Below are 24,834 nucleotides of genomic sequence, written 5' to 3'. Positions count from 1 at the left end.
GCAGCCCAACACGGCGCACTGCCTCAACCCACCGCCTGCTGCTGCAGCAGGCCAAGCGAGTCATCGCACGCAGCATTGGCTTCGGCCATCGCACCACCTACCAGCAATAGGGTGGGCAGGTCCGGCGGCAGCGTGGCAGCAGTGCGGCCCAGCTCGCCCAGCGTGGTGAGCCGGCGCTGCTGCTCGGCGCGCGTGGCCGCCTGCACGATGGCCGCCGGTGTACTGGCCGGCAGATGCGCCAGCAAGGCACTGGCCACTGCGTCGGCCCGGCGCAGCCCCATGTAGATGCCGAGCGTGGTGCCGCTGGCCGCCAGCGCGCCCCAGTTCGGCCCGCCGTGGTCGTGCGTATGCGCGGTGACGAAGGTGATGCCGTGGCAATGCGCGCGATGGGTCAGCGATACCTCCAGCGCCGCCGCGGCTGCGAACGCCGCGCTGACCCCGTTGATCACCTGCACGCCGACACCGGCGGCGCGCAGAAAGGCGATCTCTTCGCCGGCACGCCCGAACAACAAGGCATCGCCGCCCTTGACGCGCACCACCTGCACGCCTTGCAGTGCGTAACGGCGCATCAGCCGGCAGATGAAGTCCTGCGGCGTGGAGCGGCAGCCACCGCGCTTGCCCACCCGGATCACGCGCGCCTGCGGTGCCAGCTCCACGATCTGCGGATTGGCCAGATCGTCGAGCAGCAATACCTGCGCAGTGGCCAATGCCTTCACCGCCTTGATGGTGAGCAGTTCCAGGTCGCCGGGGCCAGCGGAGAGCAACACCACATCACGACGGCGGGAGGATGAGTTGATCATGGCAGCGGTCTCGCAAGGCAGGAGGGGAACGCGCGCTCAGGCACGCTGGGACGGCCGGCACAGCCGGGTGAGTTGTGGAACGCAGGAGCCACACACCGTGCCGCAGCCCAGCCGTTGCTTGAGCTGCGCAAGGTCGGCGCCGTCGTCGATGGCGGCATGAATCGCGGCGCTGGACACGTGCATGCAGGTGCACACAATCGGATCGGCCGGCGCACCCTGGGTCTGCGCAAACACGGCCAGGCGCGCGCCGCGCCACGGCTGCCCGCGCAAGGCCGTGTCCAGCAGCGACTGATTGGCCGCGCTGGGTTGCGCCGCAGTGAGCAGCACGCCATCGATATGGCTGTGCCCGTCCTGCAGCCGCCAGCCCACACGGCGCATCAGCCCGCGGCGCAGGTCGCGGTATTCGAGCATGTCGGCACCGGCCGGTAACTGCAACGCGGCCACCAACCGGTCGATCCACTCTGCTGACGGCGCGCGCTCGCAGGCCGCATGCAACACCGCCCACTGCCCGCCGGCATCGCCGCCCGGCTCGGCATGCAGGCGCAGGCCGGCATAGCCGCAATCGCGCAGCAACTGCTGCAAGGCTTGCTGCAGGGCCAGCGCATCGCCGCGGCGTGCCGCCAGCAGATGCCAGCCGAATGCGGCCTTTTCCACGCGCACGGCCGCGTGCTTGAGCTCGGGCTGCTGCGAGCGTGTGTCCACGGCCGGCGTGCTGACTTCGTTGATGCCGCCGCTGGCCAGCGTCTGCGCGCTCCAGTGCATGGCCGCAAACACCGTACCCGAGCGCAGCTCGTCGGACAGTTCCAACGGCAGCACCAGCGCGCCGCGCTTGCTGGCCACACGCACCAGTTCGCCCGCTTGCAGGCCACGGCGCACGGCATCGTCCGGATGCATGCGCAATGCCGGTTCGGGGCTATGCGCAAACGCACCGGGCACGCGACCACTGCGTGACATGCCATGCCACTGATCGCGCAAGCGGCCGGTCAGCAAGCGCATCGGAAAGCGTGCCGAGGTGGGCTCGGCAACCTTGCGGTACGGCGTGGCATGGAAGCGCGCACGTCCGTTGGGGGTTGCAAACACGCCATCGGTGTAGCGTCGCGCTTGGCCTTGCGTGGCACCCGCCGGGAATGGCCACTGCTGCGGCCCGCGTGCATCCAGTGCGGCATGGTCCAGGCCGCCGATATCCAGGTCGCGCCCTACCGTCAACGCGCGGTGCTCATCGAAGATCTGCGCCGGCGTGTCGAACGCGAACAGGCCGGCGCCCTTCTGCGGGGCCAGGCGCGCTTCCAGCCGGCGTGCCACTTCGCGCGCGATCCACCAGTCCGCGCGCGCCTGGCCGGGCGGTTCCACTGCCTTGCGCACGCGGGTGATGCGGCGCTCGGAGTTGGTCACGGTGCCGTCCTTCTCGCCCCAGCTGGCGGCCGGCAGCAGCACGTCGGCGTAAGGCACGGTGTCGGTGCCCGAGAACGCGTCCTGCACGATCACCAGTTGGGCCTGCTCCAGCGCCGCGCGCACGCCCTCGATATCGGGCATCGAATGCACGGGGTTGGTGCACACGATCCACACCGCCTTGAGCGTGCCCGCGCGCAGGCGCTCGAACAGTTGCACCGCCGGTGCGCCCGGTGTGGCGCTGATGCGTCCGGCCGGCACGCCCCAGGCGCGCTCCACTTCCGCGCGCTCCTGCGCATTGCCGATCTCGCGGTGCGCGGCCAGCATCGTTGCCATGCCGCCCACTTCGCGCCCGCCCATCGCATTGGGCTGACCGGTCAACGAAAACGGCCCGGCGCCCGGCTTGCCGATCTGGCCGGTGGCCAGGTGCAGGTTGATCAGCGCCAGGTTCTTGTCGGTGCCATGCGCCGACTGGTTCAAGCCCATGCAATACAGCGACAACGCAGCCGGGCTGCGCCCGAACCACTCGGCCGCCTGCACCAGGTCCTCGTGCGAGATTCCGCAGATCTCGGCGCTCATGCGCGGTGTGTATTCGCGCAGCATGTGCTTGAGGGCATCGAAGTCTTCGGTCTGCGCCGCAACGAAACGCGCATCCACCAGGCCCTCCCAGATCAGGTGATGCAGCATGCCGTTGAACAATGCGACGTCAGTGCCGGGTTCGATGGCCAGGTGCAGGTCGGCCATGGCCGCGGTGTCGGTACGACGGGGATCGATCACGATCCAGCGAATCTCGGGGTTGCGCGCGCGCGCGTCTTCCAGCCGGCGGAACAGCACCGGATGCGCGTAGGCCATGTTGCTGCCGGCAAACAGCACGGTCTGCGCCAGCTCCAGATCCTCGTAGCAGGTGGGCGGGCCATCGGCACCGAGGGCGAGCTTGTAGCCGGTGACCGCGCTGGACATGCACAGGCGCGAGTTGGTGTCGATGTTGTTGGTGCCCAACAGCCCCTTGGCGAGCTTGTTGAAGACGTAATAGTCCTCGGTGAGCAACTGCCCGGAGACATAGAACGCCACCGCATCCGGGCCGTGCTGGTCGACGATTGCAGCCAGCTTGCCGGTGACGTGAGTCAAGGCCTGGTCCCAGCTCACCGCCGTGCGCGGTGCGTCGCGGTGGCGTCGCAACTCCGGCGCCAGCACGCGGCCCTGCTGGCTGGCCGCGGTCTGCGGCAACGCCAGGCCCTTGCTGCACAGGCGCCCGTGATTGGCCGGATGCAGCGGGTCGCCTTCGATGCCGACGATGCGCTCGCCGGCGTCATCGTGCGTGCTGTGGATCAACACGCCACAGCCAACCCCGCAGTAACAGCAGGTGGAGCGCGTGGTGCGATGCATCGGCGAGGACGCAAGCGGCTGCGCCTCACCGCCAAGCGCCGTCAGCAGGCCATCGCTCATGCGGCCGGCTCGGCAACGGCGTCGGCTTGCAGCACCGGCTGCAGCACGATCCACACCGCACCGGCCTCCACCTTCACCGGATAGCGCGGTGCGCAACCCACATCCGGTGCGCAGGCCTGGCCGCTCTGCAAGGCAATCGCCCAACCATGCAGCGGGCACGTCACGGTCTCTCCGGCAACGATGCCCTGCGACAACGGCCCGCCCTTGTGCGGGCAGCGGTCGCGCAAGGCGAACACCTGATCACTGGCGGTGCGGAAGATCGCAATCGGCGGCAGCCCCTCCACGTCGAGCACGCGCGCACCCAGTTCGGGCAACTCCTGCAGCGCACACACACGCACCCAGGCGTTCTCGGCCATGCTCATTCCTCCACCGTGGCGGCTGGCGCGGCAATGCGCAGCGGTTGGTATTCCTGGCGGCGTTCGCCGGCGATGCGGGCCTTCCACGGGTCGACCAGGCCTTCGAGCGAATACAGCAGGCGCTCGTAGAGCGCGCGCCGGTTGGCGGCATCGTCCACCACCTGCGCGCGGATGTAGTCCAGCCCCACGCGCGCAATGTAGTGCACGGTGCGATCCAGGTAATAGGCCTGTTCGCGGTAGAGCTGCAGGAACGCGCCGGTGTATTCGCGCACCTCTTCGGCAGTGGTGACCTTGACCAGGAAGCGCGCCACCTCGGTCTTGATGCCGCCGTTACCGCCAACATGCAGTTCCCAGCCCGAATCCACCGCGATGATGCCCACGTCCTTGATGCCGGATTCGGCGCAATTACGCGGGCAGCCAGACACCGCCAGCTTCACCTTGTGCGGGCTCCACATGTTGGCGAGCATGGTTTCCAGATCGATGCCCATCTGCGTGCTGTTCTGCGTGCCGAAGCGGCAGAACTCGCTGCCCACGCAGGTCTTCACGGTGCGGATCGACTTGCCGTACGCATGCCCGGACTGCATGCCCAGGTCGCGCCATACATCCACCAGGTCTTCCTTCTTGACCCCGAGTAGATCGATGCGCTGGCCGCCGGTCACCTTGACCATAGGCACCGCGTATTTGTCGGCGACATCGGCGATCCTGCGCAGTTCGCTGGCATTGGTCACCCCGCCCTTCATCTGCGGGATCACCGAGAACGTGCCGTCTTTCTGGATGTTGGCGTGCGCACGTTCGTTGATGAAACGCGACTGCGGGTCGTCGATGGCTTCATGCGGCCAGGTCGACAACATGTAGTAGTTGATCGCCGGCCGGCAGGTGGCGCAGCCGTTGGGCGTGCGCCATTCCATGAAGGCATAGGCCTGCGCGTGGGTCAGCAGCTTGTGTTCGGCAATGGCGCGCCGCACATCGCCATGGCTCAGATCGGTGCAGGCGCAAACCGCCTTGGTTTTCGGGGTTTCCTGGAAGTTGGAGCCCAGGCAGTTCATCAGGATCTGCTCCACCAGCCCGGTGCACGAGCCACACGAACTCGCCGCCTTGGTGTGCTTCTTCACCTCGTCCACGGTGAACAGGCCCTGCTCGCTGATCGCCTTGACGATGGTGCCCTTGCACACGCCATTGCAACCGCAGACTTCGTCGCTATCGGACATTGCGCTGGCGCGGTCCTGGCCACCGGTGCCCGCATCGCCCAGTGCGCTTTCACCGAAGATCAACTGGTCGCGCTGCGCCTGGATCGGTGCCCCGTCCTTGAGCAACTTGAAGTACCAGCCACCATCGCTGGTGTCGCCATACAGGCACGCCCCCACCAGCACGTCGTCGCGGATGACCAATTTCTTGTAGACGCCACCGGCCGGATCCGACAGCACGATTTCCTCGCAGCCATCGCCGCCCATGAAATCGCCCGCAGAAAACAGGTCGATGCCGGTGACCTTGAGCTTGGTCGATGCCACCGATCCACGATAGATGCCGATGCCGAACTGCGCCAGATGGTTCGCGCACACCTTGGCCTGCTCGAACAACGGCGCCACCAGGCCGTACGCAATGCCGCGATGGTTGGCGCACTCGCCCACCGCATACACGCGCGGGTCGAAGCTTTGCAGGCTGTCGTTGACCACGATGCCACGCGAACAATGGATGCCGGCTTCTTCGGCCAGCCGCGTGTTCGGGCGGATGCCGGCCGCCATCACCACCAGGTCGGCCGGGATCTCGCTGCCATCGGCAAACCGCACCCCGATCACCTCGCCCTGCGCGTTGCCGAGCAGCGCGCTGGTGGCGGTGTTCAAGCGGAACTCCAGCCCGCGTGCGCGCAAGGCCTGCTGCAGCAGGTTGCCGGCCACCGGGTCGAGCTGGCGTTCCAGCAACCAGCCGGCCAGGTGCACCACGGTGACCTCCATGCCGCGCACTTTGAGCCCGTTGGCCGCTTCCAGGCCCAGCAGGCCGCCACCGATCACCACCGCGTGTTGGCGGGTGCGCGCGGTGTCGATCATGGTGCGCGTGTCCTGGATATCGCGGTAGCCGATGACCCCTTTCAGGTCGTTGCCGGGAATCGGCAGCACGAACGGCACCGAGCCGGTGGCGATCAGCAGGCGGTCGTACTCGGCCTCGGTGCCGTCGGCCGCAATCACGCGGCGACGCACGCGGTCGATGCGGGTGACTTCCTTGTTCAAGTGCAAATGGATGCCGTTGTCGCGGTACCACTGCAGCGGGTTGAGCACGATGTCGTCGAACTCCTGTTCGCCGGCCAGCACCGGCGAGAGCAGGATGCGGTTGTAGTTGGGATGCGGCTCGGCCCCGAACACGGTGATGTGGTACATGCCCGGCATCAGCTTGAGCAGTTCCTCCACGGTGCGGATGCCGGCCATGCCGTTGCCGATGACGACGAGTCTGGGTTGCTTCATTGCCTGGATTCCTGTCGACATGTCAGACGCGCGCCGCGCCGGCGGTGGACCATTCACTGCGCCATTGGGTCTTGACGCCGGCCAGCAGCGCCCAGCCACCCAGGGCGAACGCTGCGAACAACCACATGCCGATGGCATAGCTGCCGGTGTGCTGCTTGAGCACGCCCAGCCCCGCGGCCAATGCAAAACCGCCGATGCCGCCGGCCATGCCGATCAGGCCGGTCATCACCCCGATGTCCTGGCCGAAGCGCTGCGGCACCAGCTGGAACACCGCGCCATTGCCGGCCCCCAGGCACAGCAGCGTCAGCACGAACAGCCCCAAGGTGATCGTGGCGCCACCTGCGCCAAAACCGGCAATGCCCACTAACGTGGCGACCAGCAGATACACCGCCAGCAAGGCGCGCGTGCCGCCAACGCGGTCGGCGATGACACCGCCGAGCGGACGCATCACCGAGCCGGCCAGCACGCAGGCGGCCGTGGCCCAGCCCGCGGTGCGCGCATCGAAACCGAACTGGTCGTGGAAGTAACCCGGCAACGCGCTGGCAAATCCGGAGAAGCCGCCAAAGGTCACCGAATAAAAGAACATGAAGCGCCATGCGTCGCGATTGCCAACCAGCACGCGGCCGTAGTCGGCCCAGCGCTTGCGCGCAACCGGTGTGGGCGCTTCGCGGGCAATCAACACAAACACGAGCAGCGTCAGCACCAGCGGAATGCACGCCAGCCCGAACACGTTCTGGTAGCCGAATGCCAACGCCAGCATCGGTGCGAACAAGGCCGCCAGCACCGTGCCGGAGTTGCCGGCGCCGGCAATGCCCATCGCGGTGCCCTGGTGTTCCGGCGGGTACCAGCGCGATGCCAGCGGCAGCGCCACAGCAAACGAGGCGCCGGCAATGCCGAGCAGCACGCCCAGCAGCAGCACCTGGCCCATGCTGTGCACGCCGAGTTGCCAGGCACCAAACAACGAGGCGATCACCGCCAACTGCGCCACCACGCCAGCGCGCTTGGCGCCGATACGGTCGGCCAGCATGCCCAACACCAGGCGCAACACCGCGCCGCACAGGATGGGCACCGCCACCATCAAGGCGCGCTGTTGCGTGTCCAATCCCAGCGCCTGCGCGATCGGCACCTGCAGCGGACCGAGCAGGTACCACACCATGAAACTCAGGTCGAAATACAGGAAGGACGCGAACAAGGTGGGCGTGTGCCCAGATCGCCAGAACGAACGCTGCATAGAGGCATCTCCGAATGCGATGGCCAAAAAAAAACGGCGCCCCTCCGGTAAACCGGAAGGACGCCGTTGTCCTGGATGCGCGCGGATCGCCGTTGACCCGCTGCATCGTGTTCGTGTTGTGGCGAGTGCGCCGTTGCACCCACACGTGGTGCTACGCAATCAACGTGCCAACTTTTTCACTTCGCGATCACCGCGTGCAAGTACTTGAAAAGTAGGTATTTCAGCGGCCACGCAGTACGGCCATGCCAGCGCGACCACGAGCCACAGCGGAGCCAATGCCCGGCTTTCGTGCGGCGATGCACCAACTGTGTGCGTCGCGGTCCCGCTGCGCGCTCAGGCGGCCGGCGTATCGAACAGGCGGTTGATGCGCCTGTCCGCGTCGGGCGCGGTGACGCCGGCACGCTGTGCAGCGCGGCGGTAGTTGTCCAGGCGATGGATGTCGTGCAGGCGCGCGAGGTCGGCCGCTTGCAGCGTGTGCCAGCCCCAACGCCGGAATTGCTCCAGGAACCACTCGCCATCCGACAGCCACGGCATGTTCACCGCGCCACCGCGATGGAAGGCCAGCGCACTGGGGTCCACCGACACCGTGGCCGCGTCGGCATCCAGGCATGCGGCCAGATGTGCGGCCGGCACGCCGATGTAGTCAGGGGCGGCCAGCCACTGTGCGCACTGCGCACGATTGGCGGGCGCGGCATCCAGCCAGCGGCACGCTTCCAGCATGCAGGCGGTCAGGCGTTCGCTCAGTTCCGGCTGCAGCGCGGCGAACTCGCGGCGGCACGCCAGCACTTTTTCTGGATGCTCGGGCCAGAGCTCGCCGCTGCGGATCACCCGCTGCCCGCTGCCCTGCGCTTCGGCCACGGCGGCCCACGGCTCGCCGGAGCAGTATCCGTCCACCAACCCGCTGGCCAGCGCCTCGGGCATCTGCGGTGGCGGGATGCTCACTACATCCACATCGCGCATCGGGTCCACACCGCAGGCAGCCAACCAGTAGTACAGCCACAACGCGTGCGTGCCGGTGGGAAAGGTCTGCGCGAACACCACCCGGCGGCCCACTTCAGCCAACACCTGCGGCAACGGTTGCCCCGCCGCCACGGCCTGTGCCAGCGCCGGGGCCAGGGTGATCGCCTGGCCGTTGTGGTTGAGCGTCATCAACAGTGCCATCGGGCATTGCGGCCCACCAACGCCCAGGTCGATTGCATACACCAGGCTGGCCAGCGTGTGGGCAGCGTCCACTTCGCCGGCCAGCAGGCGGTCGCGCACGCCGGCCCACGAGGCCTGCCGCTGCAACTGCAGCTGCAGGCCGTACGCGTGGTCCAACCCCAGCCGGCTGGCCGCCACCAGCGGCGCGCAGTCGATCAGCGGCATATAGGCCACACGCAGCACGGGAAGTTCGGCTTGGCTCATGTAGTCATCCCAACAGATCGGCCATGGCGACGATGCGGCGCGCCACCTCCGCCAGCTTGACGCCCTGCTTCATCGCCTGCTGGCGCAGCGCGGCGTACGCATCGGCTTCGCTCAGTCCGCGTTTTTCCATCAGCAAGCCCTTGGCGCGGTCGATCTGCTTGCGGTCCTGCAAGGCTTGCTGCACTTCGTCCAGACGTTTGCGCATGCTGTTTTCGTGCGCGAACCGGGCCAGCGCCACCTGCACGATCGGCGCCAGCCGCGCCGGCGCCAGCCCATCCACCACGTACGCGGTAACACCCGCGCCGACGGCGGCATGGATCAAGGCATCGTCACCATCGCCAGAAAACATCACCACCGGCCGCGGTGCATGCGCATGCAGCATCGACAACTGTTCCAGCGTGTCGCGCGAGGGCGAATCCACATCGATCACCACCACATCCGGCTGCTGGCTCTGCACCGCGTGCAGCAAGGCGCTGACCGATGCCACATCGTCGAGCACCGTATACCCGGCGCGCGACAAGGCCTGGCGCAGTTCGCCAATGGGCTTTTCGGTATCGTTGACCAGCAAAACACGCATTGGCGGCGGCGAGGCGTGGACGTGGCCTGATGGTGCCATGCAACATGCTGCCGGTGCGAGCCATCTTTTCCCGGAGCCAGCCTGATGCCGTTGTTCCCGTTGTTCGCAAACCTGCAGGCACGCGCAGTGCTGGTGATCGGCGGTGGCGAGGTCGCCACCCGCAAGGTGCTGGCCCTGCTCAAGGCCGGCGCCCATATCCGGCTGTACGCGCACGCGCTGTCGCCGGAACTGGAGGTGTTGATGCAGGCCGGGCGTTTTGAACAGCTGCGCGGCAGCTTCGATGCGGCGTGGATCGATGACGTGTGGCTGGTGGTGGCCGCCACCGACGACACTGCGTTGAACCAGCAAGTGGCCGCCGCCGCCGGTGCGCGCCAGCGGCTGGTCAACGTGGTCGACGATGCGGAGCTGTCCACGTATCAAGTGCCCGCCATCGTCGACCGCGACCCGTTGGTGATTGCGATCTCCTCCGCAGGCGCCGCACCGATGCTGGCACGACGGCTGCGTGAGCGGCTGGAACGTGAGCTCGATGCCTCCGTGGGCACTTTTGCCGGCCTGTTCGCGCACTACCGCGAGCGCATTCGCAGCCAATTCCCGGACATGAATCGCCGCCGCCGCTGGTTCGATCGCGTGATCGATGGGCCGGTGCCACTGCTCCTGCAAGGCGGCGACACCGCCGCCGCCGATGCGGCCTTTCGCCAGGCGCTGGAGGATGCCGACGCGGTTCCTGCACGTGGCAGCGTGCAATTGGTCGGCACCGGCCCGGGCGATCCCGGCCTGCTCACGCTCAAGGCGCTTCGCGCGATGAACCTGGCCGATGTATTGCTGGTGGCGCACGAGGTACCGGAGGCGGTGGTGGAACTGGCACGGCGCGATGCATCACGCCGCGTATTGCCAGCCGACGTAGCCGAGCAGCAAGCCCTGTTGCTCCAGCTGGCTGGCGAAGGCCTGCATGTAGTTGCGCTGCGCGGCGGTGCGGGCTTCGAGGCGGCGCAGGCGCAGCGCATCGCCGCGGCGCTGCAGGTGCAGGGGCTGGCCTGCGATCAGGTGCCGGGCGTGGCTGCGGAGCCGCCAAGCGGAGACTGACTGCGCGGCAGCGGTGTTACCGCGTCAGCTCTTGGGCAAGCGCTTGCGCGCACTGTCGCGCACGTCCACATCGAAGGTCACCTGCAAGGTCATGTGTTCGGCATGCCCGGCGCCCGCATCGAAGGTGAAGGTCAGCCCATCGCGGCTGGGCAAGCGCCGCGCATGCTCTTCCAGCGCATCGCGCGGGAGCGACAGCTGCCAGTGGTCGGTGGCGCAATTGCAGCTGGCGTGCCCGCCGGTGAGGCTGACGCTATGGCGCACCAATCGCGCGCCCTGCCCGCTTGGCAGCCGGCTCAGGTTGTCGATGCTGCGCCCATCCAGCAACGCGGCCAGTTCGGCCTCGTCGATACGGAACCGCAGGTGCTGACCTTCAATCTGGATTTTCATGGATGAGCTGAGTCCACTGCGCGGGCGTATTGCAATTGACGAACGCGGCACGTTCTGTGGCGGTGACGGCCACGCGATGGCACTGCAGTGATTGCTGCAGGGCGCGCAGCGAACGTGACGCTGCCGGCGCCTCCAGCAACTGCGCCAGGACAGCGCGGAGCTGTGCGTCCACCTGCACGCGCATCGGCAGCATCTCGTCTTCGAAGGTGGCGCAGCGTGCATCCGGCGGTGCCAACAGGCGTGCCAGCAGTGCACTAGACAGCAACGGCATGTCGACCGGCACCACCAGCAAGGTGGTGCCATCGGCAACGCGGTCGATCACGCTGGCCAGGCCGCCCAGCGGCCCGAGGTCGGCCCGGGCATCGGCAATGCCGGCAAACTGCGGGTAGTTGCCGCTGACCAGCACCTGCTGCGCGCCGGCTTGCAGCAGCAACGCCTGCATCTGCGCAAGCAAGGGGCGGCCATGCCACGGCAACAGCGCCTTGTCCTGGCCCATGCGCGAGGAACGCCCGCCCGCCAGCACCACACCGGTCCATGCGATGACTGCGGGTGTCGTTGTCATGCAGGCGTGCCTGTTGCAGGCCATTGCGCAGATTGCTCAAAGACCTTCATGGCACCAATACCGGCGCAGCCGGTTGCAGATGGCCCAGGCCGTACACCTGCGCCACCGTGCTGGGTGCAGCACCGTCCGGCTGCGGCTCCACCACTGCCCAGACATTGGCCTGCAGCAACGGCGCCACGCGAAAGGATTCCTGCTGCGGCAACACGTGCACGCTGAGCACGCCCGCGGTCGAGCAAGTCAGCTGCGCACGCAGATGCTGGCGCCATACCGGCCGCGCCGGCAGCGGTGCGTGCAAGGCAACTGGCAGGCCGTGTTCGTGCGGCATGCCAAGCAAGCCTCGCAATGCGGGCTCGACAAAAAAGCGTAGTCCTGCCGCGCTCGCCATTGGGTTACCGGGCAGGCCCACATACAGCACGCCATCCGGCAGGCGTGCCAGCAGCACCGGCTTGCCCGGCCGCACCGCGACCTTGTGGAACAGACGTTGTGCGTTGTGCCGGGCTAGCGCATCGGGAACAAAGTCGTAGCGCCCACGCGACACCGCGCCGGTGCTCAGGATCACATCCGCGCCCGCCTGGCGCGCCTGTGCCAGCGCCGCATCGAAGGCCACCGCGTCGTCGCCCACCTGGGCCTGCCACACCACCCGCGCACCGGCCGCACGCAACTGGCTGAGCAGATAGTGGCTGGTGCCATCGCGAATCTGCCCGGGCAACAAGGGCTGCTCCGGGTTGGTCACCAGCTCGCGTCCGGTGGCGATCAGCGCCACGCGCGGCTGGCGCATCACTGGCACGCGCGCGCAGCCCAGCGCGGCCAGCACCATCGCATGCGCGCCACGCAACAGCGTGCCGGCTTCGATCACGCGGTCGTGGACCGCCACGTCCTCGCCACGGCGCCGGATGTGCTGCCCCGCACGCACGTCGGCACGCAGGCGGATCAGGCTGGGGCGATCGGCATGTTGTGCCAGGATCTCGAGTTGCTCGATCGGCACCACGGCATCGGCGCCCGCCGGCAACGCGGCGCCGGTCATGATTTCCCACGCAGCACCGTCAGCGGTCGCAGACACTTCACCGGCAGCGACTGTCCCGGCAATCACATAGTCGCTGCCGGCGCGCGCACCCTTGCCGGCAGTGGCCAGCGCCACGCCGTCCATCGCGCTGTTGTCGAATGGCGGCAACGCATCCGGGCTCGACACGTGCTGCGCCAGGATGCGGCCTTCGGCGTCTGTACTGCTCACCCATTCGCCCGCAAGCGGTGCCACCTGCTGCTGCACAATCGCAAGGGCCTCGGCGTAGCTGATCATGAGCAGGAAGGGCCGATCGATGGATGACCTGGCTAGGATACCCGGCCGCTCGCATGCCGGGTACCGCGTGGCCATGGGGGGCCGCGCAATGCCATGTGTGCTTGACCCTGCTCGAACGCCCCGCCCACATCCGCGCCGGCACAGTTGCCGCGTCCCCTCACTCGCTTCTCGCATGCAATTTGTCGATCTCGTCGGCTGGCTCGCCAGCGCTGTCCTCATTGCCACCCTCATCCGCCAGATCTACAAACAATGGCGGTCGGACCAGATCCAGGGCGTATCGCGCTGGCTCTTCATCGGGCAGATCACCGCCTCGCTGCTGTTTATTCTCTACAGCGCGCTGGTTGGCAATGCGGTGTTTATCGTGAGCAATGCATTGATTCTGGCGACCGGCATCACCGGCTATATGTTGCAGCGGATCAAGTTGAAGCGGCTGGGTGATCGCGCTTAAGACGTGGTGCTTTTGCTGGCCTTGCGCGTCGTCGTGGGTGTTGCCTTCCTGCCTGTAGGTGCGGCTGACGCGGTGTTTGCCGATGCCTTTTTGGCTACTGGTTTCTTGGTGGCAGACTTCCTTGCCGCTGTTTTGGTGACCGCAGTGGTCTTGGCTGCGTTCTTTACTGCCTTCTTCGTCGCAGACGGCTTCTTCTCGCCCGCATTTGCCGCAGCCTCCTTCACTTTGCTGCGCTTGCGTGCAGGCCCGGCCGCAGCTGCTGGCACTGCATCGGTATCTGGCACATCCACGGTGATCCAGGTCGGCGCATGATCGCTGGCCTTCTCCAGCGCACGCACCCACTTGTCGACCCCGGCATCGCGTAGCCCCGCCGCCAACGTGCGATTGAGCAAGAGATGATCGATGCGCAGCCCGCGGTCACGCGCGAAGTGCTGACGAAAGTAATCCCAGAACGTGTAGACCGGTGCATCGCCGTGGATGGCCTGCAGGCTGTCGGTCCAGCCCTGCGCCAGCAACTGCGCGTACGCGGCGCGGCTCTCCGGCTGCAGCAATGCGTCCTTGCGCCAGCCCTTGGGGTCATAGATGTGCGCATCGGTGGGCACCACATTGAAGTCGCCGATCAACGCAACCGGATGTGGCAGCGCCACCAGCGTGGCCGCATGCCGAAGTAGGCGCTGGAACCACTTCAATTTGTAGTCGAACTTCGGCCCGGGTTGCGGGTTGCCATTCGGTAGATACAGGCAACCCACGATCACCCCGTGGATGGCGGCCTCCAGATAACGGCTCTGCGTGTCCGCCGGACCCCACGGCAGGCCGCGCCGGATCTCTACCGGCTCGGCGCCGCGCGCCAGCAGTGCCACGCCGTTCCACGACCGCTGGCCCTGCCAGATCACCCCGTAGCCCGCATCGCGGATCGCCTGCTCCGGAAATGCCTCCTGCGTGGATTTCAATTCCTGCAGCCCCACGATATCCGGCTGCTCGCGTTGCAGCCATTGCAGCAGGTGCGGCAGGCGGCTGGCGATGCCATTGACGTTGTAGGTCGCAATCGTACGTTGAGTGGTGGGCATGGGCGAGCGGCCGCTGGCGTGGATCAAGAGCATCGCGTCTAACGCATTAACCCGATGCTCAAGCGAGGTGAAGCTGCGCGTGTGCATCGGTGCGCACTCACGCGCAGCGAACCCCTCGCATCCTTAGCCTTGGCAACCCCTGTATCGAAGGAGACCGCATGCGACCGTCCCTCTTGTTGCTGCCGCTGGCGTTTTGCGCCGCGTGCTCGCGCATTCCACCGCCGGTCACACCGCCGGGCGCGGAAGAAACCACCAAGACCAATGTCCTCGAAGCCGGCGCCAAGGTGCTGCAATCCAATGAACCGGTGGGCAAAACTCGATATCTACCTGGTTGGCTTTCATCCAATGAAGGATGCGCCGGAGCAACAGATGGAAGCGCATCACTACTGCCACCAGGTCAACCAGGATCTGGCGCAGTGTGCGCTCTACGATGGCAATACGGCCGAGGCCAATCTCACCGGCATCGAGTACATCATCTCCGAAAGCCTGTTTGCGCAACTGCCCGCGCAGGAACGCGCGTTCTGGCATCCGCACAATGGCGAGATCCTGTCCGGCCAGCTCTCTGCACCCAATCTGCCGCTGGTTGCCGAAAAGGAACTGATGCGCAGCAAGATGAACAGCTACGGCAAGACCTGGCACACCTGGCATTCGCGCAAGGGCACCGCACCGGGCGACACGCTGCCGCTGGGCGAGCCGATGCTGGCGTGGTCGTTCAGTCGCGATGGCGAGATCCAGCAGCCGTTGATCGAGGAACGCGACAAGGCGGCGACCATTTCCACGGCCGAGCGCCGCGCCGATCGCAGGGACCTTACCGAGCTGGCGAAACCGCAGCACGGCGTGGACGCCTTGCACCGCCACTTCCCGGAAGCGACGCCGATCCCGGGCGTGGTGGATGCCGAGGCAACTGCGCAGTAAACACGAGTGCCCCGCTGCATCTGCAGCGGGGCAACGGAGTGCCATCAATCACTGACCAACTTACGGAACAAACGCCGCGCGCACGCAGCCTTCGTGCTTGTGCTTGAACATCTCATAGCCGCGTGCGGCCTCTTCCAGCGGCATCTTGTGGGTCATCAGGAAGCTCGATTTGAGCCGGCCTGCGCGGGCCAGGTCGAGCAATCTGGGCACATACAACTGCCCATGCTGTTGTGCGGTGCGCACGGTCAGCCCCTTGTTCATGACCGCGCCGAGCGGGAATTTATCCATCAGCCCATACACGCCAAGCACGGACAGGATGCCGCCCTTGCGGCAGGCCAGGATCGCCTCGCGCAACGCCTGGCCGCGGTCGGTATGCAGATGCAGCGCCTGCTTCACGCGGTCATAGGCATGCCCCATGCCGGTGCCATGCGCCTCCATGCCCACTGCATCGATGCAGGCGTCTGGCCCGCGCCCGCCGGTCATTTCGCGCAGCACATCCACCACGCTGTCGACAGCCGAATAGTCGATGACCTCCACACCTAGCACATCGCGCGCCATGGCCAGGCGCTCGGGCAGCCGATCGATCGCAATCACCCGCTCTGCGCCGAGAATGCGTGCACTCTGCTGCGCCATCAGGCCGACGCCGCCACAGCCCCACACCGCCACCGTATCGCCCGGCTGGATGTTGCAGAAGTCTGCACCCATGAAGCCGGTGGGCCCGGCATCGGACAGGAATAAGGCGTCCTCATCGGACACCTCGTCCGGCACTTCGAAGCAACCAACGTCGGCATGCGGCACCCGGATATAGGTGGCATGCGAACCGGCGTAGCCGCCGAAGGCGTGCGTATAGCCGTAAATACCGGCGGTGGGGTGACCCAGCAGCGGCTCCTGCATTTCCCAGTGCGGGTTGGTGTTGTCGCACAGGGAATATTCCTTGCGCTCGCAATGCCAGCAGCCGCCGCACGAAATAAACGAGGGCACTACCACGCGTTGCCCCACCCGCACGTTCTTCACTGCCGGCCCCACTTCCACCACCGTGCCCATGAACTCATGGCCGATGACATCGCCCTCGCGCATGGTGGGCAGATAGCCGTCGATGAAATGCAGATCCGAACCGCAGGTAGTGCTCAAGCCCACTTTCAGGATGACATCGCGTGGATTGACCAGCACCGGGTCGGGCACCGTTTCCACACGCAGGTCGTTGACGCCGTTCCAGCACAGTGCTCTCACACCTGTTCTCCTGTTGCCTGGGAATGTTTGTCGCCACGTGCCGCGGGCGTGTGCGCCAGGGTCGGAATCTCCCCGGCTTCCAGCCATGCGCGCAGCCGCCGCAATGTCTTGCCCAGCAGCACGTAGGGCGCTGGGTTCACCAGCTTGGTAAACAGCTGCGCGATCACGCCCTCCACCGCGTAATGCAGCGTGGCGGTGACCTCGCTGGCATCACGCCCACGTGCGGGCCGCACCTGCAGCAGGACGTCGACTTGTAGGCCATGCTCGCCCTCGGCGATGTAGCGCACCGATTCCCCCAACCGCGCCTCGGCGCGGCGCAGCTGCACGCGCAACTGTTGCTGCAGCGGCGCGCGTAATTCCCATTCGGACGCGTGGCCGTCCCCACCGACCAACACGGCGGCACCCTCGAGCAAGCGCTGCTGCACCGTGGCATCGCACCACGCATCCAGGATCTGATGCGACTCAGCGCGGATGGTCATGCTCCGCACGATGTGTGTGCCCTGCGCATCGGCGGCCACCGGGTTGGTCGGGGTCAGGCTCATGGCTTACTGCACCCCGGCATTCTTGGTGGTGGTCTGCAGGGCCTTGGCGGCGGCGAGATGGTCGGCCACGTGATGACGCGTGGTCTTCAGGTGCTCGGCCACCTGCGGGTTTTGCGCTGCCGGGATCAGTTTCTTATCCAGTGCTTCCAGTGCGTCGGTGTGGTCCTTGACCATCGCCTTGATGTAGGCGGCCTGGAATTGGTCGCCCTCGAGCTTTTGCAGTTTGCTCAGCTCCGCCTTGCCCTTGGTCATCTGCAGCTTGGCACTCATCGCGGAGGTATCCGGCGACCACTTGGCGATCTTCTGGTTGTTCTCGGTGTGCTCCTTGATCATGCGCGCGGCGTAATCACGCACCCCGCCGGTGGCCTGCTTCTGCAGCGCAAGGTTGGCCGCGTTGATCTCACTGGTATTGATCGCGCTGAGCATCCCTAGTGCTTCCTGCTCGTCTTCGCTGGGCGCGGCGCTGGCTGCGCTTTTAGGTGCCGTGTTACTGCCGGGCTGGGTTGCGGTTTGCGCCTGCGCGCTCATCGCAAGTCCAAGCGACAATGCCAGGCCGACCAGGAGTGGGGATACAGTTTTCATGGCAGTTCTCCAAAGGGATGTGGTGCAAGGATGCTGGCCCGCGCGGCGTGACTCGCTCGTCGAGCGCATGTCGAGACATGGCGAAGAAAGGCTGTTGCGGCGCAACACCCCCTCACGCACTCTGGACAACGCCGCCTACCGACACCGGCGGAATGAAATCGCGTAGCACCACGCCGCTGCGCGGCAGCGTTGGAAAACGATTCAATGGGTAGCGCAGATCCTGCGGCGGTAACGTGTAATCGCTGGATGCAAGCAGGCTGAGCGCAGACATCAGCAGTGCGATGCTCGGATTTTCCCCGGGGCAGCGATGGTCGCGTTCGACACTGCCGCCGCCCTGCGCCACGAAGTCGTAGCGGCTGCCTGTCCACTGCTCGAAGCGCGAGGGATCGAAGCGCTCGGGATCGCGCCAGACCGCAGGATGATGATTGGTGCCATACAGATCCACCATCATCCAGTCGCCCTGCTTGAAATGCCGGTCTCGCCAGACGAACGGCATGCGCACCCGCCCGCCAATCAGCGGGAAAAAAGGATAGAAGCGGCGCACTTCCTGCACAGTGTTCTGCAACAGACCTGGCTCACCGGCGCGCAGGCGCGAGCGCAGCGGCGGATGCTCATGCAGGGCGAGCGCGCAGAAGCTGATCCAGCGCGCCATGGCCACGATCGGGCGCAACAGGTTGATCAGTTCGGTTACCGCAGTGGGCACGCTCAACAGCACGCCGTCCGCATCGCGATGCCAGGCGACTGTGGCTGCGATGCTGGCCTCGGGCGCTGTCCCGGCACGCCGCACATTGCGAACCGCACGCGCCACCCAACGCTCCACGCGGCGACGGCCACGCCATCCGCGCACCCAACGCGGCCCGAACGCCCCCGCGCCATCGATCATCGCAGCCAGGTCCCGTGCAAGTGGCCTGCTCTGTTGCGCGCGCAGAGGCATCCCCGCCCATCGGCACGCGGCGCGGCAGAGCACGTGTTCGGCTTCCTGCTGCAAGATGATGTGTGCGCTACGCGCCCAGGTGTCTGCCTGCCGGCTCCACTCCTCCTCGAAGCACGCCACCAGCCGCGAGGTTTCGCCAGGTGTCAGCACCGACAGGAACAGGCGCTTGCGCTGTAGGTGCGCATCGCCATCGAGCTGCTGCACGCTGCCGCGTCCCTGCAACAAGCGCAGCGTGGTCGGCGGCATCGCGCCAACGCGGGTGAAGCGGCCCGGGTGATAGAAGGTGGCGAGTGCATCCGGCCCGCGCGCGAACACCACCTGTTGCAGCGCCAGACGTGCCTGAAACGCATCGCTGCCCAGCGCCTCGCAGTGTCTGGACACAAAGGCATAGCCGTCTCGCAGCAAGGCCGGGAGCACATCGCGCTGCGGTGCCTGTGCAATCCGCCCTTCGGTCTCCGCTGTCGCGTCTGCAACGTCATCGCGTAGACGCTGCGCTGCGTGCCCAACATGGTCGGTGGTCGACGAGTGCATCGTCATTGCCTGTCTGCTCTTGTTGCGGTGATGCCTGGCACGCTGAGCTCGGTGCACGCAGCAACACGTGAATCGCACTCCACATGCGCCCCCGGCGCATGCGCAGACTTCACACCTGCCGCTTTCGCGGCACGCACGTGAAGATGCTCGAGACTGGCTTCACCGGTTAGTGAGCAACGCGTGCCTAGCGTCTAGAACTTTCCACGGAGCTACGCCATGGCCAAGCATCGCCCTCTCGACCAGCAGGTCATTGTCATCACCGGTGCCTCCAGCGGCATCGGCCTGTGTACCGCGCTGACCGCCGCCGAAGCAGGCGCCAGTGTCGTCCTGGTTGCGCGCAGTGCTGGTGTGCTGCAGGAAGTGGCCGACCTGCTCACCACGCAGGGACACCAGGCCATCGCCGTGGTCGCCGACGTCACCGAACCGGCGCAGCTGCAACACGCCGCAGACACGGCAATCGCGCGCTTCGGCCGCATCGACACCTGGGTCAACAATGCCGGCGTGGCGATCTTCGGCCTGTTACAGGACGTAGACGATGACGACAGCCGGCGCATGTTCGATATCAATTTCTGGGGCGTGGTCTATGGGTCGCGCATCGCGCTCCCGCACCTGGCAACAAGCGGCGGCGCATTGATCAACATCGGCAGCGAAGCCTCGGAGGCCGTGGTCCCCTGGCAAGGCATGTATTCGGCATCCAAGCATGCGGTAAAAGGCTTCACCGACAGCCTGCGCATCGAGATCGAAGGCCTGGCCAAACAGCCGGTGTCGGTGGTGCTGATTCAACCCACCGCGGTGGACACGCCTTATCCGCAGCATGCGCGCAACTACATGCAAGCAGAACCGCAATTGCCGCCGCCGCTGATCGAACCGATGCGCGTTGCCAACGCCATCCTGCATGCGGCCGAACACGGCGGCCGCGACGTCAAGGTGGGCGCGATGGCCAATGCAAACATCGCTGTGACCCGGCTGATGCCGCGCGTGGCGGACGCACTCTCCGCCATGAGGGCCAAGACCCAGCAACAGGATCGCGCTGCCGTCGATCCTGCAGGCACGTTGTACCGCGCAGGCGAAAGTGGACGTATCCACGGCGAATAAGCCTGTCGCCGGTCATGCGAGCACCGTCGCTTGACCGACTTCTGCCACATCTCTCGCTGCAAATACAGATCGCCGCACCAGCGGCGATCTGTATCCATTACTCATCTGCGCAAAAAATGCGCGTTACACCATCGGTGCTAAGCACCAGGATCCGCCGGCCCAAGTTGGTTGGCCGCAAGCATGTCGTCGATGCGCTTGGTCACCTGCGCAGCGTCCTCTTTGCTCTGCACCGCAGCGGTAATGGCCTCTGCGCGTGCATGGAACACATCCCAGAAGTCATCGGGGTGCTGCCGCCGCAGCTCGGGGAGTTCGTCGGCCAGTGTTTTCAGTTGTGCGTCGATATCAGGGGTCATGGGGTCTCCTTTACGCGTCCACGCTACCCAGCAGCGGGTGAGCTTGGCGCCAACGTACCGGCCACGCGGTCGAGCGCGCGTCACAGGCGGAAGCGCAGGCCTAGCGAATACGTGCGCTCGGGCGATGCGACTTCGCGCGGAAACGCACCACGTTGGCCAAAGTGATTGTCGGTGGTGGTACCCAGCAGGTTGGTCGCCTCGGCGAACACCGTCAGGCGCTCGCTGAGCTCGTAGTTGAACGCTACATCCAGCCACTTTTCGCGCCCCTGGTTGATCTGCTCGGGTTGGTCACCGGAACTGTTGAAGCTCACCGCATAATCGCCACGCCAGTTGTAGGCCACGCGCGCGGAGAAGCGCGCATATTCGTACATCAAGATCGCGTTGTAGGCGTTCTTGGAGACATTGGTCAGCGGCTGGCTGATGCCCTCGGGCGAGTCGGCTTCGGCCGAAATATAGGTGTAGTTGAGCTGGGTTCCGAAGCCCGACAACCAGCCCGGCAAGAAGTCATAGAACTGCGTATAGCCCACCTCCACGCCCTTCAAACTGCCCTGCCCGGTGTTACGCGGGCGGCTGATCGAATAGGTGATGCCGTCGATCACCTCATCGGCGGCGTAGTTCTGGATATAGCCGTCAATGTCCCGATGGAAGCCGGCGAGCGACAGCAGCGATCCCGGGCGGAAGTACCACTCCAGCGACAGGTCGGCATTGCGCGACTCCACCGGGCGCAGCTGCGGGTTGCCGCCATTGCCGCGCGCGGGCAGCGATTCGGTCGACTGATACAACGCCAGCTGCGGGTTCAGATCGGCAAACTCCGGCCGCGTAATGGTGGTGCTGCCGGCCAGGCGCAGGATCAGGTTCTCGTGCAAGGTGAAGTTGGCGCTGTAGTTGGGCAACACCTTGTCGATGCGGCGATCGATGCTCACCGGGCTCAGCACACCGTCCAGTGACTGGCTGCCCTCCAGGCTGGAATCCAGCCGCGTCGCGCGGGCACCGATCCGCCCATCCACCGGCACCGGCCCGAGCGAGAAACCATAGTTGAGCTGCGCATACACCGCGTAGTTATCTTCGCGGTCATCAAAGAACAACGCCGGATTTTCCAGCGGCGCCTCCGGGGATTGCCCCATCAGCGTCCGCAGGCGTGCGCTTTGCTGCAGCAGCACGTCCTGGTTGGCGGAGGCCCAGCGGTCGCTGGTGAACGCGCGCGCGCCGTCGAGCATGTTGCCTGGCGTCACCGATGCCAGCCCGGGCACGTCGCTCAGCAAGATCGGCGCGCCGGTGATGTTGTCGCGCGCACCGGTGTCGCCGGAATGATTGGTCGCGGTGCGCCGGCTAGCACGCGCGCCCACCTCCAGCGAGGTCAGCGGACCGGCATCCAGGTCGAAGGTGGCATCGCCGCGCCAGGCCCATTCTTCGCCGCGCTGCCGGTTCCAGCTGTCGTAGTACTGGCGCAAGACCCAGTTGCCTGGCGCAGTGATGTCATACGGGCTGCCCTCGCGTTGGGTGATCCAGGTATCGGTCGCGCCACCGCCTGATCGCATGTGCAGCAGCGGCGCACGCGTGTCCATGTCCAGCGTGAATGCACGATTCTTCGCATCGCTATAGGTGTACGCCAGCTCGGTGCTGAGCTTCACGCGCTCGCCGCTCCAGCGCCCACCCAGCGCAGCCTGGTAGGTGTCCGACGCGTTCTTGTGCGCCTGCGTGCTGGACAGCGTCTGCAGATCGCGCGCCACCAGGCCATCGAGCACGTTGCTGCCGGGGTGCACGCTCACCGATTCGGTATTTTCCGCGTTCGCCAGCCCCGGGAATGGCAGCCAGTAATTCACCTGTGGCCGGTTGTCGTAACCGATGTACAAGGTGTCGATGTAGATTTCGCTGTTGTCGCTCGGCGCCCACTGAAACGAGAGATTGGCCGACTTGCGCTTGCGGTCGCCACGCGCCATCAACCCGCCGGCGCTGTACGGCACGTAGAGCTGCTGCGCTGGATCCAGCGGATTCGGCTTGAGGTCATAAGTGCCGTAGAGCGTGTTGGACTCCTGATACGGGCGACGCTGGTAGGCCACACTGCCCATCACGCCCATGCGCCCCACCCCGGTTTCCCAGCGCTGGCTCATGGTGAAGCTGCCATTGGGCTCGGTCTTTTCCGCCTGGTCGCCGCGCAATGCGCTGACGCTGCCGGCAATCGTGCTGTCGTCGTCGAAATCGAACGGCCGCCGCAGATGCACATCCACCACGCCGGCGATGCCACCTTCCTGGAATTGCGCACCGGTGGTCTTGTACACATCCACGCTGCGCAACAACTCCGCCGGCACATCCGCCAACTCCATGTCGCGCCCCACCGTGGTGAAGACATTGCGCCCGTCCAGCGTGGTGATGACGTTCGGCAGGCCCCGCACCAGCACCTGGCCCACTTCGCCGCCGGCACGCGCCACCTGCACACCGGTCACCCGCTGCAGAGCCGCCGCAACACTGTTGTCGGGCAATTTGCCGATGTCCTCGGCCACGATCGAATCGCTGATCTCCTTGTGTGCCTGCTTGGTGGAAATGGCGCTTTCCACGCTGCTGCGCACGCCGCGCACCTGCACCGCATCCAGCGTGGAGGTTGGCTGCGCGTTGGCTGGCTGCGCAGCGGCAGTGCCGTCCGGTGCGGCCTCCTGTGCGTGCACGCCTGCGCTGAGCAGCAGCGCGATCGACAAGGCCAACGGGTGGCGTATTGCGCGTCTGCAATGCGCAGGCGATACGCAAAAAAGTGGGGTCATGACATTCTCCTGAAGCCGGCTGCAGGTATGGCGCACTGCACCTTTTGCGTTCGGCGATGGGCGGACGAACCAGGCGCGAGCGCGCAACTGGCGCCACACCGGTAAGCGCTGGATTACAGCCACGTACCGGCCTAAGCCATGTGATCGGCACATGCCCATCCAGCGTGATCCGCACGCGCTCTTCATGCCGGCCACTCGCATGCTGCAACACACAGGTGCGTCATCGGATGGAGGCTTTGCGCGACAATGGCCGCATGAGCCACGACCTCTCTCCTGCCCAAGCCCGTGCCCGCGCCTTGCACGGCGCCTTGCTGATCGATATCCGCCAGCCGCACGAACGCGTCAACGGCCAGGCCGAAGGCGCGCTTGCGATCGCACAGGCCGATCTGGAGCAGGCACCGGCGCAGCATCTGCCCGACCGCGATCGCGACATCCTGCTGATCTGCCAGAGCGGCAAACGCTCCGCACAGACCGCCGCGCAACTGCGCGAGCAAGGCTATCCGCACGCGCTGTCGGTCCTCGGCGGCACCACTGCCTGGTCGCGCGACGGGCTGCCGCTGGTACGGCCGACGCTGCCTTCAGACGAAACGGATTTCCTGGAACGCTACTCACGGCATCTGCGCCTGCCGCAGGTGGGCATCGACGGGCAGCAGCGCCTGGCGCGCGCGCGTGTTCTGCTGATCGGTGCCGGTGGGCTCGGTTCGCCGGTCGCGTTTTATCTTGCCGCCGCCGGCGTCGGGCACCTGCGCATCGCCGATGACGATGTGGTGGATCGCAGCAATCTGCAGCGCCAGATCCTGCATACCGAAGACAGCGTCGGCGTGGCCAAGGTGGTGTCGGCTGCGCAACGCATTGCCGCGTTGAATCCACGGGTGCAGGTCGACGCCATCCAGACGCGCGTGACCGCCAGCAACGTCGAGGCCCTGCTGCAGGACGCCGATGTGGTGGTGGATGGCGCCGACAATTTCGCGGCGCGCTATCTGCTCAACGATGCCTGCGTGAAGCTCGGCAAGCCGCTGGTGTACGGCGCGGTGCAACAGTTCGAAGGGCAGTTGAGCGTGTTCGATGCCGGACGCCACCGCGGGCAGCTGCCGTGCTACCGCTGCCTGTTTCCCGAACCGCCGCCGCCGGAGTTCGCACCCAGTTGCGCCGAGGCCGGTGTGCTCGGTGTGCTGCCCGGCGTGATCGGCCTGTTGCAGGCGACCGAGGCGATCAAGCTCTTGCTCGGGCTAGGCGACAGCCTGGCCGGGCGCCTGCTCAGCTTCGACGCTTTGGCCATGCGCTTTCGCGAGATCCGCCTGCCGCCCGACCCGCAGTGCCCGGTGTGCGCACCAGGCACGGCATTTCCTGGCTATGCCGACTACGCCACCTTCTGCGGCACGCCGGCCTGACG

General features: G+C 66.2%; 21 protein-coding genes and 1 pseudogene. 5 read left to right on the top strand and 17 right to left on the bottom strand.

The genetic code is table 11. The features are described from left to right. Positions 1-23 precede the first annotated feature (23 nt). The 7 genes from cobA to ACCQ01_RS10730 form a co-directional block, all read right to left on the bottom strand. Positions 24-770 (bottom strand): uroporphyrinogen-III C-methyltransferase, encoded by a 747-nt coding sequence (gene cobA, locus ACCQ01_RS10760; protein ID WP_228432983.1) that lies wholly within the window; start codon positions 768-770, stop codon positions 24-26. Positions 771-836: 66 nt separating this feature from the next. Continuing rightward, positions 837-3,575, bottom strand: a complete 2,739-nt coding sequence (locus ACCQ01_RS10755) for a nitrate reductase (RefSeq protein ID WP_503258193.1) — start codon at positions 3,573-3,575, stop codon at positions 837-839. Positions 3,576-3,631: 56 nt separating this feature from the next. Then, entirely contained in the window at positions 3,632-3,997 is a 366-nt protein-coding gene (nirD, locus tag ACCQ01_RS10750) for a nitrite reductase small subunit NirD (protein ID WP_019237667.1), read from the bottom strand. Beyond that, positions 3,994-6,411, bottom strand: a complete 2,418-nt coding sequence (nirB, locus tag ACCQ01_RS10745; protein WP_267132102.1) for a nitrite reductase large subunit NirB — start codon at positions 6,409-6,411, stop codon at positions 3,994-3,996. Before nirB ends, nirD begins: the two co-directional genes overlap by 4 nt. A gap of 58 nt (positions 6,412-6,469) precedes the next feature. Then, complete coding sequence (locus ACCQ01_RS10740; protein WP_172666357.1) at positions 6,470-7,639, bottom strand: nitrate/nitrite transporter; 1,170 nt, start codon at positions 7,637-7,639, stop codon at positions 6,470-6,472. A gap of 372 nt (positions 7,640-8,011) precedes the next feature. Next, the gene (locus ACCQ01_RS10735) at positions 8,012-9,082 is read right to left on the bottom strand and encodes a CmpA/NrtA family ABC transporter substrate-binding protein (RefSeq protein ID WP_228432961.1); all 1,071 of its coding nucleotides are present in this window, start codon (positions 9,080-9,082) and stop codon (positions 8,012-8,014) included. Between the two features lie 4 nt (positions 9,083-9,086). Beyond that, entirely contained in the window at positions 9,087-9,659 is a 573-nt protein-coding gene (locus ACCQ01_RS10730) for an ANTAR domain-containing response regulator (RefSeq protein ID WP_011037167.1), read from the bottom strand. An 84-nt stretch (positions 9,660-9,743) separates the two neighbouring features. Between ACCQ01_RS10730 and ACCQ01_RS10725 the strand changes: the two genes are divergently transcribed. After that, positions 9,744-10,742 carry an NAD(P)-dependent oxidoreductase gene (locus ACCQ01_RS10725; protein ID WP_228432960.1) on the top strand — a complete coding sequence of 333 codons (999 nt, stop codon included), beginning with the start codon at positions 9,744-9,746 and terminating at the stop codon, positions 10,740-10,742. Between the two features lie 24 nt (positions 10,743-10,766). Here ACCQ01_RS10725 and ACCQ01_RS10720 read toward each other — a convergent pair whose 3' ends face one another. From ACCQ01_RS10720 to ACCQ01_RS10710, 3 genes are read right to left on the bottom strand one after another with little or no spacing between them, the layout of a single operon-like run. After that, on the bottom strand, positions 10,767-11,129 hold the full coding sequence (locus tag ACCQ01_RS10720; protein ID WP_011269778.1) for a hypothetical protein: 363 nt from the start codon (positions 11,127-11,129) through the stop codon (positions 10,767-10,769). Continuing rightward, a complete protein-coding gene (locus ACCQ01_RS10715) occupies positions 11,113-11,691 on the bottom strand; it encodes a molybdenum cofactor guanylyltransferase (protein ID WP_114998506.1) in 579 nt (192 codons plus the stop codon). Before ACCQ01_RS10715 ends, ACCQ01_RS10720 begins: the two co-directional genes overlap by 17 nt. 46 nt (positions 11,692-11,737) lie before the next feature. After that, positions 11,738-12,988: a molybdopterin molybdotransferase MoeA gene (locus ACCQ01_RS10710; protein WP_228432959.1), complete on the bottom strand. Its 1,251-nt coding sequence runs from the start codon at positions 12,986-12,988 to the stop codon at positions 11,738-11,740. 172 nt (positions 12,989-13,160) lie between these two features. Here ACCQ01_RS10710 and ACCQ01_RS10705 point away from each other — a divergent pair, with 172 nt between their 5' ends. Continuing rightward, a complete protein-coding gene (locus ACCQ01_RS10705; protein ID WP_228432958.1) occupies positions 13,161-13,436 on the top strand; it encodes a hypothetical protein in 276 nt (91 codons plus the stop codon). On the opposite strand, the gene xth is transcribed toward ACCQ01_RS10705, so the two are convergent. Continuing rightward, the gene (gene xth / locus ACCQ01_RS10700) at positions 13,433-14,503 is read right to left on the bottom strand and encodes an exodeoxyribonuclease III (RefSeq protein ID WP_228432957.1); all 1,071 of its coding nucleotides are present in this window, start codon (positions 14,501-14,503) and stop codon (positions 13,433-13,435) included. The two genes, ACCQ01_RS10705 and xth, sit on opposite strands and share 4 nt — an antisense overlap. Before the next feature lie 143 nt (positions 14,504-14,646). On the opposite strand from xth, the pseudogene ACCQ01_RS10695 reads away from it, so the two are divergent. Next, positions 14,647-15,418 (top strand): annotated as a pseudogene (locus tag ACCQ01_RS10695) (OBAP family protein). A gap of 60 nt (positions 15,419-15,478) precedes the next feature. On the opposite strand, the gene ACCQ01_RS10690 reads toward ACCQ01_RS10695, so the two are convergent. The 4 genes from ACCQ01_RS10690 to ACCQ01_RS10675 all read right to left on the bottom strand — a co-directional run bounded on the left by ACCQ01_RS10690 (position 15,479) and on the right by ACCQ01_RS10675 (position 19,243). Next, positions 15,479-16,648 (bottom strand): zinc-dependent alcohol dehydrogenase, encoded by a 1,170-nt coding sequence (locus ACCQ01_RS10690; RefSeq protein WP_012438383.1) that lies wholly within the window; start codon positions 16,646-16,648, stop codon positions 15,479-15,481. After that, positions 16,645-17,190: a hypothetical protein gene (locus ACCQ01_RS10685; protein ID WP_228432956.1), complete on the bottom strand. Its 546-nt coding sequence runs from the start codon at positions 17,188-17,190 to the stop codon at positions 16,645-16,647. The genes ACCQ01_RS10690 and ACCQ01_RS10685 overlap by 4 nt, the downstream gene beginning before the upstream one ends. A 3-nt stretch (positions 17,191-17,193) precedes the next feature. Next, positions 17,194-17,772, bottom strand: coding sequence for a DUF4142 domain-containing protein (locus ACCQ01_RS10680; RefSeq protein ID WP_228432955.1), 579 nt, complete (start codon positions 17,770-17,772; stop codon positions 17,194-17,196). 112 nt (positions 17,773-17,884) lie between these two features. Next, positions 17,885-19,243, bottom strand: a complete 1,359-nt coding sequence (locus ACCQ01_RS10675) for a cytochrome P450 (protein ID WP_228432954.1) — start codon at positions 19,241-19,243, stop codon at positions 17,885-17,887. Positions 19,244-19,453: 210 nt separating this feature from the next. Between ACCQ01_RS10675 and ACCQ01_RS10670 the strand changes: the two genes are divergently transcribed. Then, on the top strand, positions 19,454-20,332 hold the full coding sequence (locus ACCQ01_RS10670; RefSeq protein ID WP_228432953.1) for an SDR family oxidoreductase: 879 nt from the start codon (positions 19,454-19,456) through the stop codon (positions 20,330-20,332). Positions 20,333-20,469: 137 nt separating this feature from the next. Here the strand turns inward: ACCQ01_RS10670 and ACCQ01_RS10665 are convergent, their stop codons facing one another. Together ACCQ01_RS10665 and ACCQ01_RS10660 are read right to left on the bottom strand one after the other, a co-directional pair. Next, positions 20,470-20,685: a hypothetical protein gene (locus tag ACCQ01_RS10665; RefSeq protein ID WP_076036925.1), complete on the bottom strand. Its 216-nt coding sequence runs from the start codon at positions 20,683-20,685 to the stop codon at positions 20,470-20,472. An 80-nt stretch (positions 20,686-20,765) separates the two neighbouring features. Continuing rightward, positions 20,766-23,441: a TonB-dependent receptor gene (locus tag ACCQ01_RS10660; RefSeq protein ID WP_228432952.1), complete on the bottom strand. Its 2,676-nt coding sequence runs from the start codon at positions 23,439-23,441 to the stop codon at positions 20,766-20,768. 227 nt (positions 23,442-23,668) lie between these two features. Here ACCQ01_RS10660 and moeB point away from each other — a divergent pair, with 227 nt between their 5' ends. Next, positions 23,669-24,832 carry a molybdopterin-synthase adenylyltransferase MoeB gene (moeB, locus tag ACCQ01_RS10655; RefSeq protein WP_228432951.1) on the top strand — a complete coding sequence of 388 codons (1,164 nt, stop codon included), beginning with the start codon at positions 23,669-23,671 and terminating at the stop codon, positions 24,830-24,832. Positions 24,833-24,834: the final 2 nt, after the last annotated feature.

This window comes from Xanthomonas sp. NCPPB 4037 (assembly GCF_041475695.2).
Taxonomy (GTDB): Bacteria; Pseudomonadota; Gammaproteobacteria; order Xanthomonadales; family Xanthomonadaceae; genus Xanthomonas; species Xanthomonas campestris.
The sequence above is the reverse complement of the archived record's forward strand: the minus strand, read 5'-3'. Positions and strand labels throughout refer to the sequence as shown.

What these genes read in the sequence shown, in the direction of transcription:
- xth (WP_228432957.1), bottom strand. Translation starts at nt 14,503, where the DNA reads ATGCCCACCACTCAACGTACGATTGCGACCTACAACGTCAATGGCATC.
- ACCQ01_RS10715 (WP_114998506.1), bottom strand. Translation starts at nt 11,691, where the DNA reads ATGACAACGACACCCGCAGTCATCGCATGGACCGGTGTGGTGCTGGCG.
- ACCQ01_RS10720 (WP_011269778.1), bottom strand. Translation starts at nt 11,129, where the DNA reads ATGAAAATCCAGATTGAAGGTCAGCACCTGCGGTTCCGTATCGACGAG.
- nirB (WP_267132102.1), bottom strand. Translation starts at nt 6,411, where the DNA reads ATGGCCGGCATCCGCACCGTGGAGGAACTGCTCAAGCTGATGCCGGGC.
- ACCQ01_RS10660 (WP_228432952.1), bottom strand. Translation starts at nt 23,441, where the DNA reads ATGACCCCACTTTTTTGCGTATCGCCTGCGCATTGCAGACGCGCAATA.
- ACCQ01_RS10725 (WP_228432960.1), top strand. Translation starts at nt 9,744, where the DNA reads ATGCCGTTGTTCCCGTTGTTCGCAAACCTGCAGGCACGCGCAGTGCTG.
- ACCQ01_RS10705 (WP_228432958.1), top strand. Translation starts at nt 13,161, where the DNA reads ATGCAATTTGTCGATCTCGTCGGCTGGCTCGCCAGCGCTGTCCTCATT.
- ACCQ01_RS10755 (WP_503258193.1), bottom strand. Translation starts at nt 3,575, where the DNA reads ATGCATCGCACCACGCGCTCCACCTGCTGTTACTGCGGGGTTGGCTGT.
- ACCQ01_RS10710 (WP_228432959.1), bottom strand. Translation starts at nt 12,988, where the DNA reads ATGATCAGCTACGCCGAGGCCCTTGCGATTGTGCAGCAGCAGGTGGCA.
- nirD (WP_019237667.1), bottom strand. Translation starts at nt 3,997, where the DNA reads ATGAGCATGGCCGAGAACGCCTGGGTGCGTGTGTGTGCGCTGCAGGAG.
- moeB (WP_228432951.1), top strand. Translation starts at nt 23,669, where the DNA reads ATGGAGGCTTTGCGCGACAATGGCCGCATGAGCCACGACCTCTCTCCT.
- ACCQ01_RS10685 (WP_228432956.1), bottom strand. Translation starts at nt 17,190, where the DNA reads ATGAGCCTGACCCCGACCAACCCGGTGGCCGCCGATGCGCAGGGCACA.
- ACCQ01_RS10730 (WP_011037167.1), bottom strand. Translation starts at nt 9,659, where the DNA reads ATGCGTGTTTTGCTGGTCAACGATACCGAAAAGCCCATTGGCGAACTG.
- ACCQ01_RS10670 (WP_228432953.1), top strand. Translation starts at nt 19,454, where the DNA reads ATGGCCAAGCATCGCCCTCTCGACCAGCAGGTCATTGTCATCACCGGT.
- ACCQ01_RS10680 (WP_228432955.1), bottom strand. Translation starts at nt 17,772, where the DNA reads ATGAAAACTGTATCCCCACTCCTGGTCGGCCTGGCATTGTCGCTTGGA.
- ACCQ01_RS10735 (WP_228432961.1), bottom strand. Translation starts at nt 9,082, where the DNA reads ATGAGCCAAGCCGAACTTCCCGTGCTGCGTGTGGCCTATATGCCGCTG.
- ACCQ01_RS10665 (WP_076036925.1), bottom strand. Translation starts at nt 20,685, where the DNA reads ATGACCCCTGATATCGACGCACAACTGAAAACACTGGCCGACGAACTC.
- ACCQ01_RS10675 (WP_228432954.1), bottom strand. Translation starts at nt 19,243, where the DNA reads ATGACGATGCACTCGTCGACCACCGACCATGTTGGGCACGCAGCGCAG.